Source organism: Actinophytocola sp. NPDC049390 (assembly GCF_044466355.1).
Taxonomy (GTDB): domain Bacteria; phylum Actinomycetota; class Actinomycetes; order Mycobacteriales; family Pseudonocardiaceae; genus Actinophytocola.
In genome coordinates this window covers 253,687-268,606 of record NZ_JBITMQ010000005.1, presented here as the reverse complement: position 1 = coordinate 268,606, position 14,920 = coordinate 253,687, and the positions used below count along the sequence as shown (strand labels likewise).

General features: G+C 70.7%; 15 protein-coding genes. 6 read left to right on the top strand and 9 right to left on the bottom strand.

Annotated elements, in window-relative coordinates; all coding sequences use genetic code 11:
- The first annotated feature begins 30 nt into the window (after positions 1-30).
- Entirely contained in the window at positions 31-933 is a 903-nt protein-coding gene (locus tag ACIBVP_RS17640) for a GNAT family N-acetyltransferase (protein WP_396107184.1), read from the top strand.
- Positions 933-1,640, top strand: coding sequence for an SAM-dependent methyltransferase (locus tag ACIBVP_RS17635; RefSeq protein WP_396107183.1), 708 nt, complete (start codon positions 933-935; stop codon positions 1,638-1,640). Before ACIBVP_RS17640 ends, ACIBVP_RS17635 begins: the two co-directional genes overlap by 1 nt.
- 6 nt (positions 1,641-1,646) lie before the next feature.
- On the opposite strand, the gene ACIBVP_RS17630 is transcribed toward ACIBVP_RS17635, so the two are convergent.
- The 5 genes from ACIBVP_RS17630 to boxC are packed head-to-tail and all read right to left on the bottom strand — an operon-like array spanning position 1,647 to position 8,743.
- The gene (locus ACIBVP_RS17630; protein WP_396107182.1) at positions 1,647-3,254 is read right to left on the bottom strand and encodes a PQQ-binding-like beta-propeller repeat protein; all 1,608 of its coding nucleotides are present in this window, start codon (positions 3,252-3,254) and stop codon (positions 1,647-1,649) included.
- Positions 3,255-3,310: 56 nt separating this feature from the next.
- A complete protein-coding gene (locus ACIBVP_RS17625; RefSeq protein WP_396107181.1) occupies positions 3,311-4,168 on the bottom strand; it encodes an amidohydrolase family protein in 858 nt (285 codons plus the stop codon).
- Positions 4,168-5,733 carry a benzoate-CoA ligase family protein gene (locus ACIBVP_RS17620; protein ID WP_396107180.1) on the bottom strand — a complete coding sequence of 522 codons (1,566 nt, stop codon included), beginning with the start codon at positions 5,731-5,733 and terminating at the stop codon, positions 4,168-4,170. The genes ACIBVP_RS17625 and ACIBVP_RS17620 overlap by 1 nt, the downstream gene beginning before the upstream one ends.
- Before the next feature lie 11 nt (positions 5,734-5,744).
- The gene (gene boxB / locus ACIBVP_RS17615; RefSeq protein ID WP_396107179.1) at positions 5,745-7,166 is read right to left on the bottom strand and encodes a benzoyl-CoA 2,3-epoxidase subunit BoxB; all 1,422 of its coding nucleotides are present in this window, start codon (positions 7,164-7,166) and stop codon (positions 5,745-5,747) included.
- Complete coding sequence (gene boxC / locus ACIBVP_RS17610; protein WP_396107178.1) at positions 7,163-8,743, bottom strand: 2,3-epoxybenzoyl-CoA dihydrolase; 1,581 nt, start codon at positions 8,741-8,743, stop codon at positions 7,163-7,165. Before boxC ends, boxB begins: the two co-directional genes overlap by 4 nt.
- A 70-nt stretch (positions 8,744-8,813) precedes the next feature.
- Between boxC and ACIBVP_RS17605 the strand changes: the two genes are divergently transcribed.
- Complete coding sequence (locus ACIBVP_RS17605; protein WP_396107177.1) at positions 8,814-9,059, top strand: hypothetical protein; 246 nt, start codon at positions 8,814-8,816, stop codon at positions 9,057-9,059.
- 27 nt (positions 9,060-9,086) lie between these two features.
- A complete protein-coding gene (locus ACIBVP_RS17600; RefSeq protein ID WP_396107176.1) occupies positions 9,087-9,542 on the top strand; it encodes an FxsA family protein in 456 nt (151 codons plus the stop codon).
- Here ACIBVP_RS17600 and ACIBVP_RS17595 read toward each other — a convergent pair.
- Positions 9,496-10,020 carry a TetR/AcrR family transcriptional regulator gene (locus tag ACIBVP_RS17595; RefSeq protein WP_396107174.1) on the bottom strand — a complete coding sequence of 175 codons (525 nt, stop codon included), beginning with the start codon at positions 10,018-10,020 and terminating at the stop codon, positions 9,496-9,498. The genes ACIBVP_RS17600 and ACIBVP_RS17595 overlap by 47 nt on opposite strands.
- A 55-nt stretch (positions 10,021-10,075) precedes the next feature.
- Between ACIBVP_RS17595 and ACIBVP_RS17590 the strand changes: the two genes are divergently transcribed.
- Together ACIBVP_RS17590 and ACIBVP_RS17585 are read left to right on the top strand one after the other, a co-directional pair.
- Entirely contained in the window at positions 10,076-10,432 is a 357-nt protein-coding gene (locus ACIBVP_RS17590; protein ID WP_396107173.1) for a VOC family protein, read from the top strand.
- Between the two features lie 172 nt (positions 10,433-10,604).
- Positions 10,605-12,050, top strand: a complete 1,446-nt coding sequence (locus ACIBVP_RS17585) for an Nramp family divalent metal transporter (protein WP_396107172.1) — start codon at positions 10,605-10,607, stop codon at positions 12,048-12,050.
- On the opposite strand, the gene ACIBVP_RS17580 is transcribed toward ACIBVP_RS17585, so the two are convergent.
- The 3 genes from ACIBVP_RS17580 to ACIBVP_RS17570 form a co-directional block, all read right to left on the bottom strand.
- Positions 12,047-12,379 (bottom strand): hypothetical protein, encoded by a 333-nt coding sequence (locus ACIBVP_RS17580; protein ID WP_396107171.1) that lies wholly within the window; start codon positions 12,377-12,379, stop codon positions 12,047-12,049. The two genes, ACIBVP_RS17585 and ACIBVP_RS17580, sit on opposite strands and share 4 nt — an antisense overlap.
- A 117-nt stretch (positions 12,380-12,496) precedes the next feature.
- Positions 12,497-13,903, bottom strand: a complete 1,407-nt coding sequence (locus tag ACIBVP_RS17575; protein ID WP_396107170.1) for a M20/M25/M40 family metallo-hydrolase — start codon at positions 13,901-13,903, stop codon at positions 12,497-12,499.
- 33 nt (positions 13,904-13,936) lie between these two features.
- A complete protein-coding gene (locus ACIBVP_RS17570; RefSeq protein ID WP_396107168.1) occupies positions 13,937-14,734 on the bottom strand; it encodes a sugar phosphate isomerase/epimerase family protein in 798 nt (265 codons plus the stop codon).
- Positions 14,735-14,920: the final 186 nt, after the last annotated feature.

The window sequence follows — 14,920 nt, the reverse complement described above, 5'->3', positions numbered from 1 at the left end:
GGAGCACGGTCCTCCCGTAAGGAACCGCACATGCTGGAACTCCGCCCGCTCGCCGCGGGTGAAGAACACCTCTTCCTCTCCATGACCGGCAAGGCGCTCGTCGGCGTCCAGAGCTTCGGCCGGGACTACCTCGAGCTGGCCGCACTCGGCCAGTACCGTCCCGAGTGGACCTGGGTGGCCCTCCGCGACGGCACCGTCGTCGCGCGTGCCGCCTGGTGGGGTGGGCCCGACGACGACGAACCCAAGGCGCTCGACTGGCTCGACTTCGCCGACGGCGAGGACGACGCCGCCGTCGCACTGCTGCGGAAGGCCGGGTTCGGCATCGAGTACTGCCTGCTCCTGCCACCCGGCTGGCGGGACCTGCCCGACGTCCGCGACGCCGCCGAACGGCGGATCGACGTGGCGGAACGCGCGGGCATGACGCCGTTCGTGGAACGGCTGCGGTACCGGTGGACGCCCGCCGACGGGCTGCCCGCGCGGCCGAACCGTCTCGTCTTCCGGCCGGAACCGGACGACGAGCGGATCCTCGACGTGCTCCGGCGGATCGTCGTCGGGTCGCTCGACGCGCACGAGCGGCGCACCCGCGACAAGGACGGCGTCGACGCGGCCGCCCGGGACGAGCTGGCGTTCCTCAACTGGATGCCGTCGCCGCGCTCGTGGTGGCGGCTCGCGTACACGCCGGACGGCGACCTCGTCGGGCTGAGCGTGCCCGGCCGCAACCACGCGAACCCGGTCATCGGCATCATCGGTGTCGTGCCGGAACAGCGCGGGCACGGCTACGCCCACGACCTGCTCGTCGAGGCCACGCACCTGTTGGTCGAGGAGGGCGTCGACGAGATCGTCGCCGAGACCGACACCACCAACACGCCCATGGCGGCCACCTTCGCCAAGGCCGGTTACCCGATCACCCAGGAAAGGGTCTATCTGCAGTGATGGACACGCTCGCCGCCGCGCGGTACTCCGCGCTGGTGTGGAACACCCCGCTCGGCCAGGCCCACGCGGACGACCTGCTGGACCACCTCGACCTCACCTCGGCGAACACCATCGTCGACCTCGGGTGCGGCTGGGGTGAGCTGCTGCTGCGGGCGGCCGCGCGAGGAGTGACGAAAGCCGTCGGCGTCGACACCGACCCGGCGGGGCTCGACCGCGGGCGGCGAGCGGCCCTGGTCCGGGAACTGGACGTGAAGTTCGTCGAGCGGGAGGCGGCCGCCTGGCGCGGGACCGCCGACCGCGCGCTGTGCGTCGGCTCGTCGCACGCGCTGGGCGGCAGCCGCGCCATGCTCAGCGCGCTCGCGGAGGTCGTGCCGAGCGGCCGCGTGCTGGTCGGCGACGGCTGCTGGGAGACCACCCCCACCCAGGCCGCCCGGGACATCTTCGGCGACGACGTCCTGCCGCTCGCCGACCTGGTCGCGGCCTGCGGCGAAACCGGGTGGCAGGTGCTCCACATGAGCACCGCCGACCAGCACGAGTGGGACGACTTCGAGTCCCGGCACCGTGCGGGCGTCCGCGAATGGCTACTGGCCAACCCGGACGACCCGCGTGCGGCGGAGGTCAAGGAACGGGAGGACGCACGGGAACGCGAATACCTGACCGTGTACCGGGGCGTACTGGGCCTCGCGTACCTGGTTCTGGCGCGCTGACAGGCGTCACCGCAGACCGACGACCCAGGTCGTGCCGCCCACGTCGGGCTCCTGGAGGGCGGCGGCCACGACCGCGCCCGGCGCGGCGACCGTGACGACGTCGTGCACGGACTGGTGGGGGCCCAGGTCGAACGTGCCGTCCACGCGCCGCAGCGCAGGCGCCGCGTACGTGCCGAACGCCAGTCGTGCCCGGGCGGTCTGGGTAATCGGGTCGTGGTCGTCGTCCCGGCGCACCGGATCCACGCACACCGGGCCCGATGCCAGGTGCGCGCTCCGGTGGTCGGTCACGCATTCGAGGAAGGTCTCGTCGCTGGTCAGCGTCTCGCCGGTGGTCACGTCGACGAGCAGGGACTCCTCGCCCGACCGCACGACGGCGACCCCGGCGCCCGGCAGCTCCTCCACCTCCTCCGCCGTGAACGGGCGGGCGTCGCCCGTCGCCACGTCGAGCACGACGTGGTTGCCCCGTTCACCGGGGATGGTCGCCTGCACGGCGACGGACGTGCGATCGGGCGCGAGCCGGGCGCCGGCCGGTGTCGTGATCGCGCGATCCCACCGCACCTCACCGGTCGTGCCGTCCACCAGCACGAACCGGAACTCGTCGCCGCAGTCCAGCGTCAGCAACGTCCCGGGGCCGACGACGAAGTGGGCGCCCGGCCGCACATCCGCCCGGCAGCCCGCGGGCGGGGCATAGCGGAACAGGCGTGCGCCGTCGGTGAGCGAGTAGCCGGTGACCCCGTCCTCGGCGACCCCGACATAGGAGGTGTCGGTCAGCCGGGTGTCCAGGCCGCGTGGCCCGTACCGGGAACGCGCGTCGAGGTGGTTCGTGGCGAACCTCAGCTCACCGGTGAACGCGTCGAGGAACTCCCGTCGCAGCGTGGGCCGGTCGTGGGGCTGGAACTGCGTCACCACCGTCGCCCCGTCCGGGCTCGCGTCGATCCTCAGCGCCTCCGTGCCCGGCCTGGACCGCCGCCACCGGACCTCGCCCGTCTCCCCGTCGAGCGCCACCACACCGTCGTCGAGCAGCAGCACCACACCCGCGCCCGCGGCCACCACCTCGTGCACCCGCTCGTCGAACTCGGCGGACCACGCGACCTCCGACACCGACCCGGGCACCGCGGGCGCCGCGACGGCAGGCGCGGTGGTCGTCTCGAGAGCCAGGTCCGGCACCGCGAGCGCGACCGGCGCCGCGACCGCCGGTACCAGCAGGAACGCGACCGCGGCGACCACGACGGACTTCGGTCGCCACCCGTGTTCCGGGCGGAAACGCAACGCCATCAACGCCGTCGTCGTCACCGCGAGCCCGCCGACCGCGGCCACGACCGTCGAGGTGCCGGGGTAGCCGCGGCCGTACTGGTCGGCGAACCCCCACACGGCCAGCCCGGTCACGGCAACGCCCAGCAGCGCCGCGACGACGGCGTGCGCGGCGAGCTGGCTCCGCACGACCGTCAGGAGCGCCACGGCCACGGCGACCGTGCCGAGCCAGGTCAGCCACGCGGGGAGCGCGGGTTCGGCGAGGTCGTCGATGAACCACGACACGACCAGCGCCGCGACCCCGGCAAGCCCCAGTCCGACGGCGACGGCGGTCCGGGCGGAGACCGGCTTGTCGACATCCACGGTCGATGTGTAACAGAGCCCGGGACACCCGCGTGGGCGAACGAGACAAATCGCGCTCAGATGTCCAGTCCGGGGAAGAGCTTCGCGGCGTTCCCCGACAGCACGCCGCGAAGCACCTCCCCCGACCACCCGAGCGCGGCGAGCGCGCGGGCGTTGTGCGCGACCCCGGGGATGCCCGGCCAGTCGGTGCCGAACACCATCCGGGACGCGAGGCGGACCAGGTCGACGCGGGCGTAGTACTCCGGCAGCTTCGCGGGCGGCAGGCCCGCGATGTCGAGCCACACGTTCGGCTTGGACTGCGCGAGGAACGCCGCCGTGTCGTACCACCACCCGCGACCGCCGTGCGCGAACACGAAGTTCACGTCGGGGAAGTCGTCGACCGGGTCCAGCATCAGCGCCGGGTCGCCGAAACGGGCGCGGGAACCGGGAAAGCTCGACGATCCCGTGTGGACGATCACCGGCACGCCGCGGTCGGCGCACACGTGGTAGGCCGCGTACAGCTCCTTGTCGCCGGGGTCGAAGCCGCCGTGCACCGGATGGACCTTCAACGCGACCGCGCCGAGGTCCAGTTGCCGTTCCACCTCGGACGCGAGCGGGTGGTGCAGGTGCGGGTTCACGTTCGCCACCAGGCGGAACCGCTCCGGGTTGTGCTCGACCAGCGGCAGGTTGTCCTCGATGGGCTGCACACCGGTCGCGCGCGGGCTGTACTCGCAGAACAGCAGCGCCCGGTCCACGCCCTCACGCTCGAACAACGCGTCGAGCCGCGCGGGCACGGGCACGCCGTCGTCGTCGTACGCCGACCGCCAGTCGTAGCGCCCGGCGAACCGCGCGGCCCACTCCCGCCACGCCGGTTTCAGCGTGGCGAGACGCGGCGCGTGCACGTGCGCGTCGACCAGCGGCATCCCGTCGAGCATCAGCTGAGAACCGAGGTCGGGGTCGCCGGTTCCGCCGCCACCAGCTCACGCAGCACGTTCCTGCGGATCTTGCCGGTCGCGGTCTTCGGCAGCTCGGCCATGCTGACCACGGCACGCGGCCGCTTGTAGGCGGCGAGGCCCTCGCGGCACCACGTGACCAGCGCGTCGGCGTCGACCGTGTGCCCGGACACCGGGACCACGCAGGCGACCGGTTTGTCCAGCCCCTCCTCGTCGCGGCGCGCGACGACCGCGGCCTCGGCCACGTCCGGGTGTTCGAGCAGCCGCTCCTCGACCTCCGCCGGGGACACCCAGATGCCGCCCGCCTTCAGCATGTCGTTCGACCGGCCGAGGCAGGTGTAGGTGCCGTCCTCGTTGCGCACGTACGTGTCCCCGGTCCGCAGCCACTCGCCCTGGAACACCGCACGCGTGGTCGCCGTGCGGCACCAGTACCCCGTCGCCACCGACGGACCGGACAGGAACAGGTCGCCCGGCTCCCCGGTCGCGGTGACGGGCGTGCCCTGGTCGTCGCGGATCTCCACGCGGTAGCCGTCGACCGGTGTGCCGGACGAACCGGGGTGCACGGCGCCCGGCCGGTTCGACAGGAAGATGTGCAGTGCCTCGGTGGAGCCGAGCCCGTCGAGGATCTCCACGCCGAACCGCTCGCGGAACCGGTGGTACAGCACGGGAGGCAACGGCTCCCCGGCCGAGATCCCTTGGCGCACCGAGGAGAACGTGTCCTCGGGGATGTCGGAGTTCAGCAGCGCCGAGTAGAACGTGGGCACGCCGAAGAACAACGTCGGCGCGGTCGCCCGCACCCGTTCCGCGATGCCCGCCGGGGTGGGGCGGGCCCGTTCGAGGACCGTCGTGGCACCCGCCGACAGCGGGAAGAACGCCGAGTTCCCCAGCCCGTAGGCGAAGAACAGCTTCGGCACCGACAGTGTCCGGTCGCCAGGAGCCACACCGAGCACGCCCTGTCCGTACAGCATGGCGACGTCCCGGACGCTGCCATGCCGGTGCATGGCGCCCTTCGGTTTGCCGGTGGTGCCGGACGTGTAGAGCCAGAACGCGGGCGAGTCCTCCCAGGTCGGGTACAGCTCGGCGCGCTCCCCCGCGGCACGCAGCGTCGACCACGCCACGCCGGGCAGGTCCGCGTCGCCGTCCACGACCACCTGCGTGACCTCGGTGGCGACGGCCAGTGCGACCCGCGCCGCGTCGACGAACTCTCCTGACACGCACAGGATCCGGGCACGGGAGTCGGCGAGCACGCTGGCCAGCTCGGGGCCGGTGACCATGGTCGAGACGGGCACGGGCACGGCACCCATGTGCATGGCGCCGAGGATGCCGGTGAGCAGTTCCACGCCGTCGGCCATGCACAGCATGACCCGCTCCTCCGGGCGCAGCCCCAGCGCGCGGAAACCGGCGGCCACCCGCCGGGTCTCGTCGGACAGTTCCGCGTAGGTCAGGGTGCGGTCGCCGCACACGACGGCGGTCCGGTCGCCGTCGCCGTCCCGCACGTGGCGGTGGAGTAACCAGTCGGTGGCGTTGAAGCCGGCAGGAGCTGTCATCGTGGACCGCCTCAGGCGAGGTAGACGTAGGTGTAGTCGAACGGCTTGCCGTTGATGCCGTTGCGTGGCGGTGCCACCCAGCTCGCGATTTTGCCTCGTTCGTAGACCGGACGCATCAACGACCGGACGAACGCGAGGTCCTCGCTGGTGGGGAGCCACCTGTGCCTGGCGGCCTGCCAGGTCGCCTCGTCGACGATGGTGCCGTCCGGGGTGACGTGGTGGCCGGCGCTGACCCCGACGGACCGGTTGAACCCCGGGTGCGGCAGCGCGAACCGGTAGCCGATCTCCGCGTTCTCCAGGATCCGGTTCCAGCGCTTGATGCCGGTCTCGCAGTCGGCGATGTACTCGCCGCGCAGGTCCAGGTTCAGCGCCAGCAGCGCGGGCAGCTCATCGGACGTCCACGTGCCGTCCGCGGTCGGCTTGTCCAGGAAGACACCGTCCTCGGTGAGCTTGTGGTCGTCCTTGCGACGGGTCTCCTGCCAGCGCCCCTTCAGCCCGGCCGTGAAGTAGTTGGCGGCGTTGGTGGAGGTCTCGCTGCCGAACAGGTCGAGCGACACCGTGTAGTGGAAGTTGATGTACTTCTGGATGATGTCGAGCGGGATGCCGCCGCACGGGCCGATGTCGAGGGTGTCGTGCTCGCGGATCAGCTCGGCACTGCGTTCCACCACGCGGTCCACACCGGTCGTGCCGACGAACATGTGGTGGGCTTCTTCCTTGAGCATGAACTCGCAGGTGCGTGACAGCGGGTCGAACGCGGACTCCTTGAGCGTGCCGAGCTGGTACTTGCCGTCGCGGTCGGTGAAGTACGTGAACATGTAGAAGGCCAGCCAGTCGGCGGTCTCCTCGTTGAAGGCGCCGAGGATGCGCGGCGAGTCGGGGCTGCCGGAGTTGCGCAGCAACAGGCCCTCCGCTTCCTCACGGCCCTCCTTGCCGAAGTAGGCGTGCAGCAGGTAGACCATCGCCCACAGGTGGCGGCCCTCCTCCACGTTGACCTGGAACAGGTTCCGCAGGTCGTACAGCGACGGCGCGGTGAGGCCGAGGAGCTTCTGCTGTTCCACCGACGCGGGTTCGGTGTCGCCCTGGATGACGATCAACCGCTGCAGGTCCGCCCGGTACTCACCGGGCACCTGCTGCCACGCGGGTTCGCCCATGTGCTCGCCGAACGCGATGGTGCGGCCGGGGTCGCGCTCGGCGAGGAAGATGCCCCAGCGGTAGTCCGGCACGTGCACGTGGTCGAAGTGCGCCCAGCCGTCGCGGCCGACGCTGACGGCGGTGCGCAGGTAGACCCCCTGCGTCGCCAGCGTGGGGCCCATCTCGCCCCACCAGTTCATGAACTTCGGCTGCCAGCCCTCCAACGCCCGCTGCAACCTGCGGTCCGACGACAGGTCGACGTTGTTGGGGATCTTGTCCTCGTAGTTGATCGAGGTGGTCACACGCGCCTCCTGTCGAAGACCGCCTTCGTGCCGGTGCCGTAGCGGCGCAGCGCCCCGTCCTCCCCGGACGCGTTCGGCCGGTTGAACACCCAGTTCTGCCAGGCGGACAGGCGGCCGAAGATCTTGGTCTCGATGGTCTCCGGGCCGACGAACCGGTGGTTGGCCTCCATGCCGGTGAGCGCGTCCGGGGACAGCGCCGTCCGGCCCTCGACGACGATGCGGATCTCGTCGTCCCAGTCGATGTCGTCGAGCGCGTCGGTGACGAGGCCCAGGTCCTTGCACTCGTCCGGGGACAACACGCTGCCGACGTGCTTGCGCAGGGTGTCGACGTGGGAAGGGTCGCCCCAGAAGCGGGACTCCAGGCGGGTGAGGCCGTTGCCCATCGGGTAGGTGCCGAAGTTGGCCTCGGTCAGCACGACCGTGCCCGCCTCACCCGCCTCCTGGTCGTCGAGCAGGTACTGCCGGTCGGCGGCGAACGCCAGCTCGGCGAGCATGCCCGCGAAGCACGAACCGGGTTCGACCAGCGCGATCAGGCTGCGGCTGGTCACGTCGAGGCGCTTCAGTGTGCGCTTCCAGTAGTGGACGATCTCGCCTGCGAACCAGTCGTCGCCGGTCAGCAGCGCTTCGTAGCCCGCCACGACCTCGGCGTCGCCCCTGGTGCGGAGCAGCCACACGCCGAGTTCGGGTTCGTTCGTGCGCAGCCGGAGGATGAGGTCGTCCAGTTCGCGGGTCATGGCGAGCGGCCAGAACTCGGCGTCCCGGCGTTCTTCCACGGTGTCGGGGGCGTGGACGGTGATGGTCACGGTCCCGTCGCCGTGCTCGGCGGTCACGTAGCGGTCGCGGACCAGCGGCGTGAGTGCGACACCCTCGGCGTCCGGTCTGGTCGAGCGCCTGGCGAGTTCTCGGGCGCGTTCGTTCACGACCTCGGTGAACCGTCTCGGCGGCGCCAGCTCGTCGACCAGTTTCCAGTCGACGGCGGTGCGGCCCTTCACCCCGTCGGCGCGGGTGGCGAACACGTCGGCGAGGTCCTTGCGGGTGCCGCGCTTGTCGACCACGCGGGTCAGGCCGCCGGTGCCGGGCAGCACGCCGAGCAGTGGCACCTCGGGCAGCGCGACGGTCGAGGAGTTGTCGTCGACCAGCACGATGTGGTCGCAGGCCAGCGCCAGCTCGTACCCGCCGCCCGCACAGGACCCGTTGACGGCGGCCAGGTACGTCTGACCGGAGTTGGCCGTGGCGTCCTCCATGCCGTTGCGGGTCTCGTTGGTGAACTTGCAGAAGTTCACCTTCCACTCGTGGGTGGCGGCGGCCAGCATGCGGATGTTGGCGCCGGCGCAGAAGACCTTGTCCTTGCCGCTGGTCACCACCACGGTCCGCACGCCGGGGTGCTCGAACCGCAGGCGCTGGGTCGCGTCGTACAGCTCGATGTCGACGCCGAGGTCGTAGGAGTTCAGCTTCAGTTCGTAGCCCGGCTGGAGCCCGCCGTGCTCGTCGACGTCGAGGACCAGCCAGGCGACCTCGCCGTCGACGCGCATCGACCAGTGCCGGTAACGGTCCGGGTGTGTGTCGAAGGACACCATTCACCCATTCTCTACATCGACGCTGATCATCGTCAAGGTTATGTAGAAGATCTGTCGATCAGGGTGCGCCATGGCCTCCACCCGGGAAGACGAGCCCGGTTGTGGACCCGGGTGCCGGGCGTCGCGGAACTCGGCGTGGCGGCCATGCCGGCGGCACCATGCACCCGGCTCGGCGGCGCTGTTCGTCGCGGTGTTCCCCGCCAACGTGTGGGCGGTCCGGATCTTCTGGCGCAGGCCGCTGCCGCGCGCGGCGATGCCGGCCCGGCTGCCGCTGCGGGTCCCGCTGGTCACGGAGGCGCTCAGGGCCCGGGAGTGATTCGACCGGCTCGTGCGTTGAACGAGTATGCCTGTCTTCGCACTGCTGCTCATCGCCGTGGTCGCCGAGTTCGCCGTGATCATCGCGGTCGGCGAGGCGGTGGGCGCGCTCTGGACCATCCTGCTGCTGATCGCCGTGTCGATGGCGGGGGTGGCGCTGCTGCGCAGGCAGGGCACCCGCACGCTCACGTCGTTCACCGAGGCACTGCGGGCCCGCCGTGACCCGAGCCCGGAGATGGCGGACGGGATGCTGATCGGGGTCGCCGCGGCACTGGTCCTGTTCCCCGGGTTCCTCACGGACGTCGCGGCCCTGCTGCTCCTGTTCCCGCCGACGCGGGCCGTGGTCCGCAAACGTTTGCTCACCCGCGCCGCAGCGCGCCGCGGGGTGGTCCGTCACGACGTGGTGGACGGCGAGGTCGTCGAGGACGACCCGATCATCATCGACGCGCCGACGATCGAACCGCGCCGTCCAGCAGATAACTGAGCGACGCGCGGGCGGTGGCGCTGGGCACCCCGTCGGCCACGGCGGTCAACGCGGCACGCCAGGACGCGGCGAGGATGGCGGGCGCGGCACGCAGCCGCCTGGGCAGCAGCGGACGCAGGGCGCCGGCGACCGGGTCCTCGCGGGGCACCGGCAGCGGCTCGGCGAGGATGCGACAGACCCCGAAGTGCACGGCAGCGTCGAACGCGACGAGCAACGCCGCGCTCGCCGCGTTCCCGTCGGCCGCGGCGGCCGCCCCGATCATGCGGTCCACCACACGCCGCTCCATCTCCTCCCGCACCACGAGGTAGAGCCCGAGCTTGGACTCGAAGTGGTGGTACAGGGAGCCAGTGGTGACGTCGGCCTTGGCGGCCAGCTCGGTGACGTTCACGGCGTCGTACCCGGCCGTCTCGAAGTGGTGGATGGCCGCCTCCACCAGCCGGGCCTTCGCGGTGCCCGGTACCGGAATCCACTCTCGCATCACGCGCCAGCGTAACTCATTGACCGAGGACCGTAATCGGATTACGGTCCGTCCCATGAAGCTGACGTTCCTGTTCCAGCCCGTGCCCGACCTCGAGGCGGCGGTGGCCTTCTACCGCGACGAGCTCGGCCTCGACGAGTCGTGGCGCGAGGGCAAGACCACCGCCGCGTTCCGCCTCCCCGACTCGGAGATCGAGTTGATGTTGGTCCAGCCGCCGGACGACGGTCCGAAGTGGAGGGCCGGTGGCTTCTTCGGCGTCGAGAGCGTGGACAAGTTCATGACCGACCACCCGGACTTCACGTGGCTCGGTGACGTCGAGGAGGTGCCCGGCGGCCGCACGGTGTCGTTCCAGGACCCCTCGGGCAACGCCGTCCACATCTTCGACCAGACCGACCCGGAGCCCACGGACTGACCTCCCGTCTGTTCGCATGGCGAACACATTTCCGTTGTCCGCAAAGGACAATTGACGGAACTGTCGTCGTGCGCTAAATCAGACTGAGGAGGTCGTCATGGCCAAAGATGTCGATGAACGCTCTTCTCAGTCCACCGAATATCCACTCGGCGTCAGCCGCCCCCCGCTCAGTGTGGCTGACCTGCCGGAACCGGAAGAAGTCTTCAAGACCCGCCGGCTCGGGGGCCGGCAGATCGTCCAGTTCGTCATCGGGCCGAGCCTGATCGCGCTCGGCATTTCCATCGGCAGCGGCGAGTGGCTGCTCGGACCGGGCGCCATCGGCGAGTTCGGGTTCGTCGGCGTCGGGTGGGTCATCACCGTTTCCGCCATTCTGCAGACGTTCTACAACGTCGAGTGCGCACGGTATGTCACCGCGACCGGCGAGGTGCCGGTCGTCGGGTTCGGACGCGTGCCGCCCGGCTGGAAGCTGTGGGTGCCGTTCTCCCTCATCGCGTTCTACTTCGCGTTCATCTTCGGCGGATGGGCCGCGGGCGCGGGGCAGGGACTGTTCGCGTTGATCACCGGCAGAACCCACCGTCCGGACGAGATCGAGTGGGTGCGCCTGCTCGCGATCGGACTGCTGCTGGCCGTCTTCGTCATCACCGCGTTGGCGCGCAAGGTGTCCCGCACCCTCGAACTCGCCAACTGGGTGCTGGTCGGCACGCTGCTCGTGGTGCTGGTCGTGGTGTGCCTGGTGGTCGTGCCGTGGTCGGTCTGGTGGGAGGGCGTGCGCGGCCTCGTCACCCCGGCCGCTCCCCCGGAAGGCATCACGGCGACCACGCTCGGCGCACTGGCCGGCTTCACGGCACTCGCGTCCGGGCTGAACTGGTACGCGATGAACCACTACCGCGACAAGGGCTACGGCATGGGCTCGCGCGTCGGGTTCCTGTCCGGCATGCGCGGCACGCAGCAGGAGGTGCGTGCCGTCGGCGTGACGTTCCCGGACACGCCGGAGAACACGTCCCGCTGGCGGCGGTGGTACCGGCTGCTGATGATCGACCTGTGGCTGGTGTTCTTCGGCGGCGCGATGATCGGCATGCTGCTGCCGACGATCCTCATGGCACACGTCGTGGCCACCAGCGGCGAGACCCCGACGACCGCGAACGTGCCGACGTTCACCGCGGAGCACCTCGGCGCGGACTACGGCCAGGGCATGTTCTACCTGATGCTCGTCGTCGGCGTGCTGGTGCTGTTCTCCACGCAGCTCGGCATCTTCGAGGCGCTGGTCCGCAACTTCACCGACGCCGCGCACGCCACCAGCCCCCGGCTGCGCCGGAGGCTGGAAGGCGATCCCCGCAAGTTCTACTACCCGTACATGCTGGTGGTGCTGGTCGTGATCGCGGCCGCGCTGCACCTCGCGCTCCCCGTCGAGCTGGTGCAGATCTCCGCGAACATGTCGAACTTCGGCGCCCTGATGTTCCCGTTCGCGTTGATGTACCTGAACTCCCGGCTGCCCAGGGCGGCCAGGCCCCGGCCGTGGCACTACGTGATCCTGGTGCTGAACGTGCTGTTCTTCGGGTTCTTCTTCGTGAACTTCGCCTACGAGTTCATCACCGGCGGCCCGCTGGTGGCGTTCTAGCCGGCCCGGCGCCTGCCCCGCAACAGCAGGGCGGGCGCCGCGATGGCGGCCATCGTGCCGGCGACCGCGAACACGCCGTCGTCGAGCGTCCGCGCGAGCAAGCCGACCAACCCGAACAGCAGCGTGAGCACCACCACCGCCCGCGTGGACATCCGGGCGGGCCGGTCGTCCAGCGGAGGCCTGCCCGGCCCCGGCGCCTCGTCCGCCACCCCGCGGTACCAGCCCCCGGACTGCAGCGGCGGATGCGGCAGGTACACGTCCGGCGTCCGCGCCCCGGACAACGGCGTCCAGACGGCCTGACGTGCCAGCGTCTTCGTGTGGTCGTTCATGTCCGCTCCCCAAGTCTCTCCCGGTGCCACCCATGTTCGGCGATGCCACGACCAGGCCATATGCCACGTGGCATGTTCAGGAGAGATTCGTCGGCGAACCCGCGCGACCCTGGTACGTCAGCTCCCCGGCGACGGGTACGCGACCGGGCTGCGGTGGCCCGCCCTGCCGACCGCGCGGACACCGAAGAAGACGTTGTCCTTCGACATGTCGATGGCCGCCGTCGTGGTGTCGCCCACGGGGATCACGTGGGTCCACTCCGGTTGCGTCGTCTCGCGCCACACGACCTCGTAGCCCGCCAGGTCGGGGTCGGGGGTGCGGGTCCAGTACAACTCGGTGTCGTTGGTCAGGCCGCTCGTCCGCACCCGCACGCCCTTCGGGGTGCCCGGGGCGGTCGCCAGCGACCAGAGGGCCGCGCCGTTCACGCGGGCGACCCGGGCGATGTAGTCGAAGTCGCAGAACTCGGGGAGGTCGCCGTACTGCTTGCCGTTCTCGACGCGGACGTCCTGGTGCTGGTGGGCGTAGTCCTCGTTGGGCTCGGTGAACCTCGCCGCCGGGTAGCCCTGCTCCAGGAAGCCGATGTGGTCACCGCCGCGCAGGTAGCGGTCGCGGCGGTAGATGACCTTCACCCGCATGCCGGTCTCCTGGTTCTCGGCGACCGAGCGGACGAACCGGGCGAGCTGGCGGGGTGGGGAGTCGTTCTCGCCGCCAACGGACCTGCGGATCGCCGCTTCCTCGGGTGTCTCGGCCGTCGGCACGCCTTCCGCGAACAGGCGGACGGTACGTGGGTCGCGGGTGCCGTCGTCGGCCGTGCTGGAGCCGACGATGTCGTCGGTGAACATGGCCTGGACGTCCGTGCCGGCCGCCTTGTACTGGGCCGCCATGTGCCGGGCGCCGTAGAGACCCTGCTCCTCGCCCGCCACGGCGGCGAAGACGATCGTCGACCGTGGGGAGCGCTTTCCCATGACCCGTGCCAGCTCCATGGCCACCGCCACGCCGGAGGCGTCGTCGTCGGCGCCCGGGGCGTCGGCGGTCGCGTTCATGACGTCGGTGACGCGTGAGTCGTAGTGGCCGGACACCACGTACACGCGTTCCGGGGTGACCGAGCCGCGCAGGGTGGCGACCACGTTGGTGATCCTGGTCGGCACCGGGATCCGGGGCGCCGGTTGCTGGACGTAGGACTGCAGCTCGACCGTCATGCGGCCGCCGGAGTCCGCCGCGTAGCGCCCCATCTCCGCGAAGATCCAGTCCCGGGCCGCGCCGATGCCCCGGCTCGGATCATCCTGTGTGGACAGTGTGTGCCGCGTGCCGAAGGACGCCAGCCTGCGCACGATCGCCTCGACCCGGGCCGGGTCGACCTCCCGCAGGATCGCACGCAGCTCCCTGTCCGGCGGCTGGGCCAGGGGCGGGCGGCCGGCACCGCCCGTCCCTGACGTGTCCGCCGCCGCCGGTGCCCCGGCGAGCGCCGCACCGCCCGCCGCCGCCACCGTCGCCGTGAGAAACGTTCGCCGAGAGTTCTCAGTCATCCTCCCTGCCTACACCGGGAGCACGTGTGATCGCTAGAACCTAAGCCCGGCAAGCGTTTCGTAGCTGTTCCTGGCCGTGTCCAGCGGCGCGGGCTGGTCGTCGCGTTCGACCAGCCAGTACTTGACGCCGCCGACGTACGCGGTCTCGAACGTCCGCGACCAGTCGATGACACCGTGGCCGACGTCGGCCCACCCGCCCTGCCCGGTGTGGTCCTTGACGTGCAGCACGGGGAACCGGCGCGGGTGGTCGAGGAACAGCTGCCTGCCGTCCATCCCGGCGCGGTCCGCCCAGCCGAGGTCCAGCTCGAAGCCCACGTAGGCGGGGTCGGTCTCGCCGAACAGGATGTCCGACAGGCGGGTGCCGTCGACCACGCGGAACTCGGAGTCGTGGTTGTGGTGCAGGATCGGCCCGAAACCCATCTCGCGGGCGGCCTGACCAGCTTCGTTGAGCTGCCGGGCGCCCAGCCGGATGCCGTCGACGGTGTACATGCTGCCCGGGAACGACGACAGCACCACCCACTTGACGCCGATGGTCTTCGCGTCGGCGAGCTTCGCGGCCCAGTTGCCGGTGATGTCACCGTGTCCGACGTGCAGGATCACCGGTTTGAGCTCGGCCTCCGCGCACATGTCCCTGATCTCCGCCGCGGGGCGCGGGAAAGCGCTCACCCCGACGCACTTGTACCCGATCCCGGCCAGCGCCCGCAGTGTGCCGAGCGGGTCGGCCGCGAGGATGTTGCGGACCGTGTAGAGGTGCATGCCGATCCCGCCGAGCGGGATGCGCCTGTCGTGCCCGTCCGCCGCGAGCGGATCGGCGTTCGCTGTGGTCGTCATCGACGCTCCTGCCACTCCCGCCGCACCGGCTCCGAGTAACGCGAGCAGTCTCCGTCTGGTGATCGAGTGGTCCATCCGTGCACTTCCTCGTGGTCACGTTCGCCTCGTATCGCTTCGGAAAGTACCTGAGAAAGCGCTTTCCCGCTAGGTCCATCCCAGACTCTCGACTCGTGCTCCGTGTGTCTT

What these genes read in the sequence shown, in the direction of transcription:
- ACIBVP_RS17635 (WP_396107183.1), top strand. Translation starts at nt 933, where the DNA reads ATGGACACGCTCGCCGCCGCGCGGTACTCCGCGCTGGTGTGGAACACC.
- ACIBVP_RS17605 (WP_396107177.1), top strand. Translation starts at nt 8,814, where the DNA reads ATGGCCTCCACCCGGGAAGACGAGCCCGGTTGTGGACCCGGGTGCCGG.
- ACIBVP_RS17590 (WP_396107173.1), top strand. Translation starts at nt 10,076, where the DNA reads ATGAAGCTGACGTTCCTGTTCCAGCCCGTGCCCGACCTCGAGGCGGCG.
- ACIBVP_RS17570 (WP_396107168.1), bottom strand. Translation starts at nt 14,734, where the DNA reads ATGACGACCACAGCGAACGCCGATCCGCTCGCGGCGGACGGGCACGAC.
- ACIBVP_RS17575 (WP_396107170.1), bottom strand. Translation starts at nt 13,903, where the DNA reads ATGACTGAGAACTCTCGGCGAACGTTTCTCACGGCGACGGTGGCGGCG.
- ACIBVP_RS17625 (WP_396107181.1), bottom strand. Translation starts at nt 4,168, where the DNA reads ATGCTCGACGGGATGCCGCTGGTCGACGCGCACGTGCACGCGCCGCGT.
- ACIBVP_RS17620 (WP_396107180.1), bottom strand. Translation starts at nt 5,733, where the DNA reads ATGACAGCTCCTGCCGGCTTCAACGCCACCGACTGGTTACTCCACCGC.
- ACIBVP_RS17600 (WP_396107176.1), top strand. Translation starts at nt 9,087, where the DNA reads ATGCCTGTCTTCGCACTGCTGCTCATCGCCGTGGTCGCCGAGTTCGCC.
- ACIBVP_RS17580 (WP_396107171.1), bottom strand. Translation starts at nt 12,379, where the DNA reads ATGAACGACCACACGAAGACGCTGGCACGTCAGGCCGTCTGGACGCCG.
- ACIBVP_RS17640 (WP_396107184.1), top strand. Translation starts at nt 31, where the DNA reads ATGCTGGAACTCCGCCCGCTCGCCGCGGGTGAAGAACACCTCTTCCTC.
- boxC (WP_396107178.1), bottom strand. Translation starts at nt 8,743, where the DNA reads ATGGTGTCCTTCGACACACACCCGGACCGTTACCGGCACTGGTCGATG.
- ACIBVP_RS17595 (WP_396107174.1), bottom strand. Translation starts at nt 10,020, where the DNA reads ATGCGAGAGTGGATTCCGGTACCGGGCACCGCGAAGGCCCGGCTGGTG.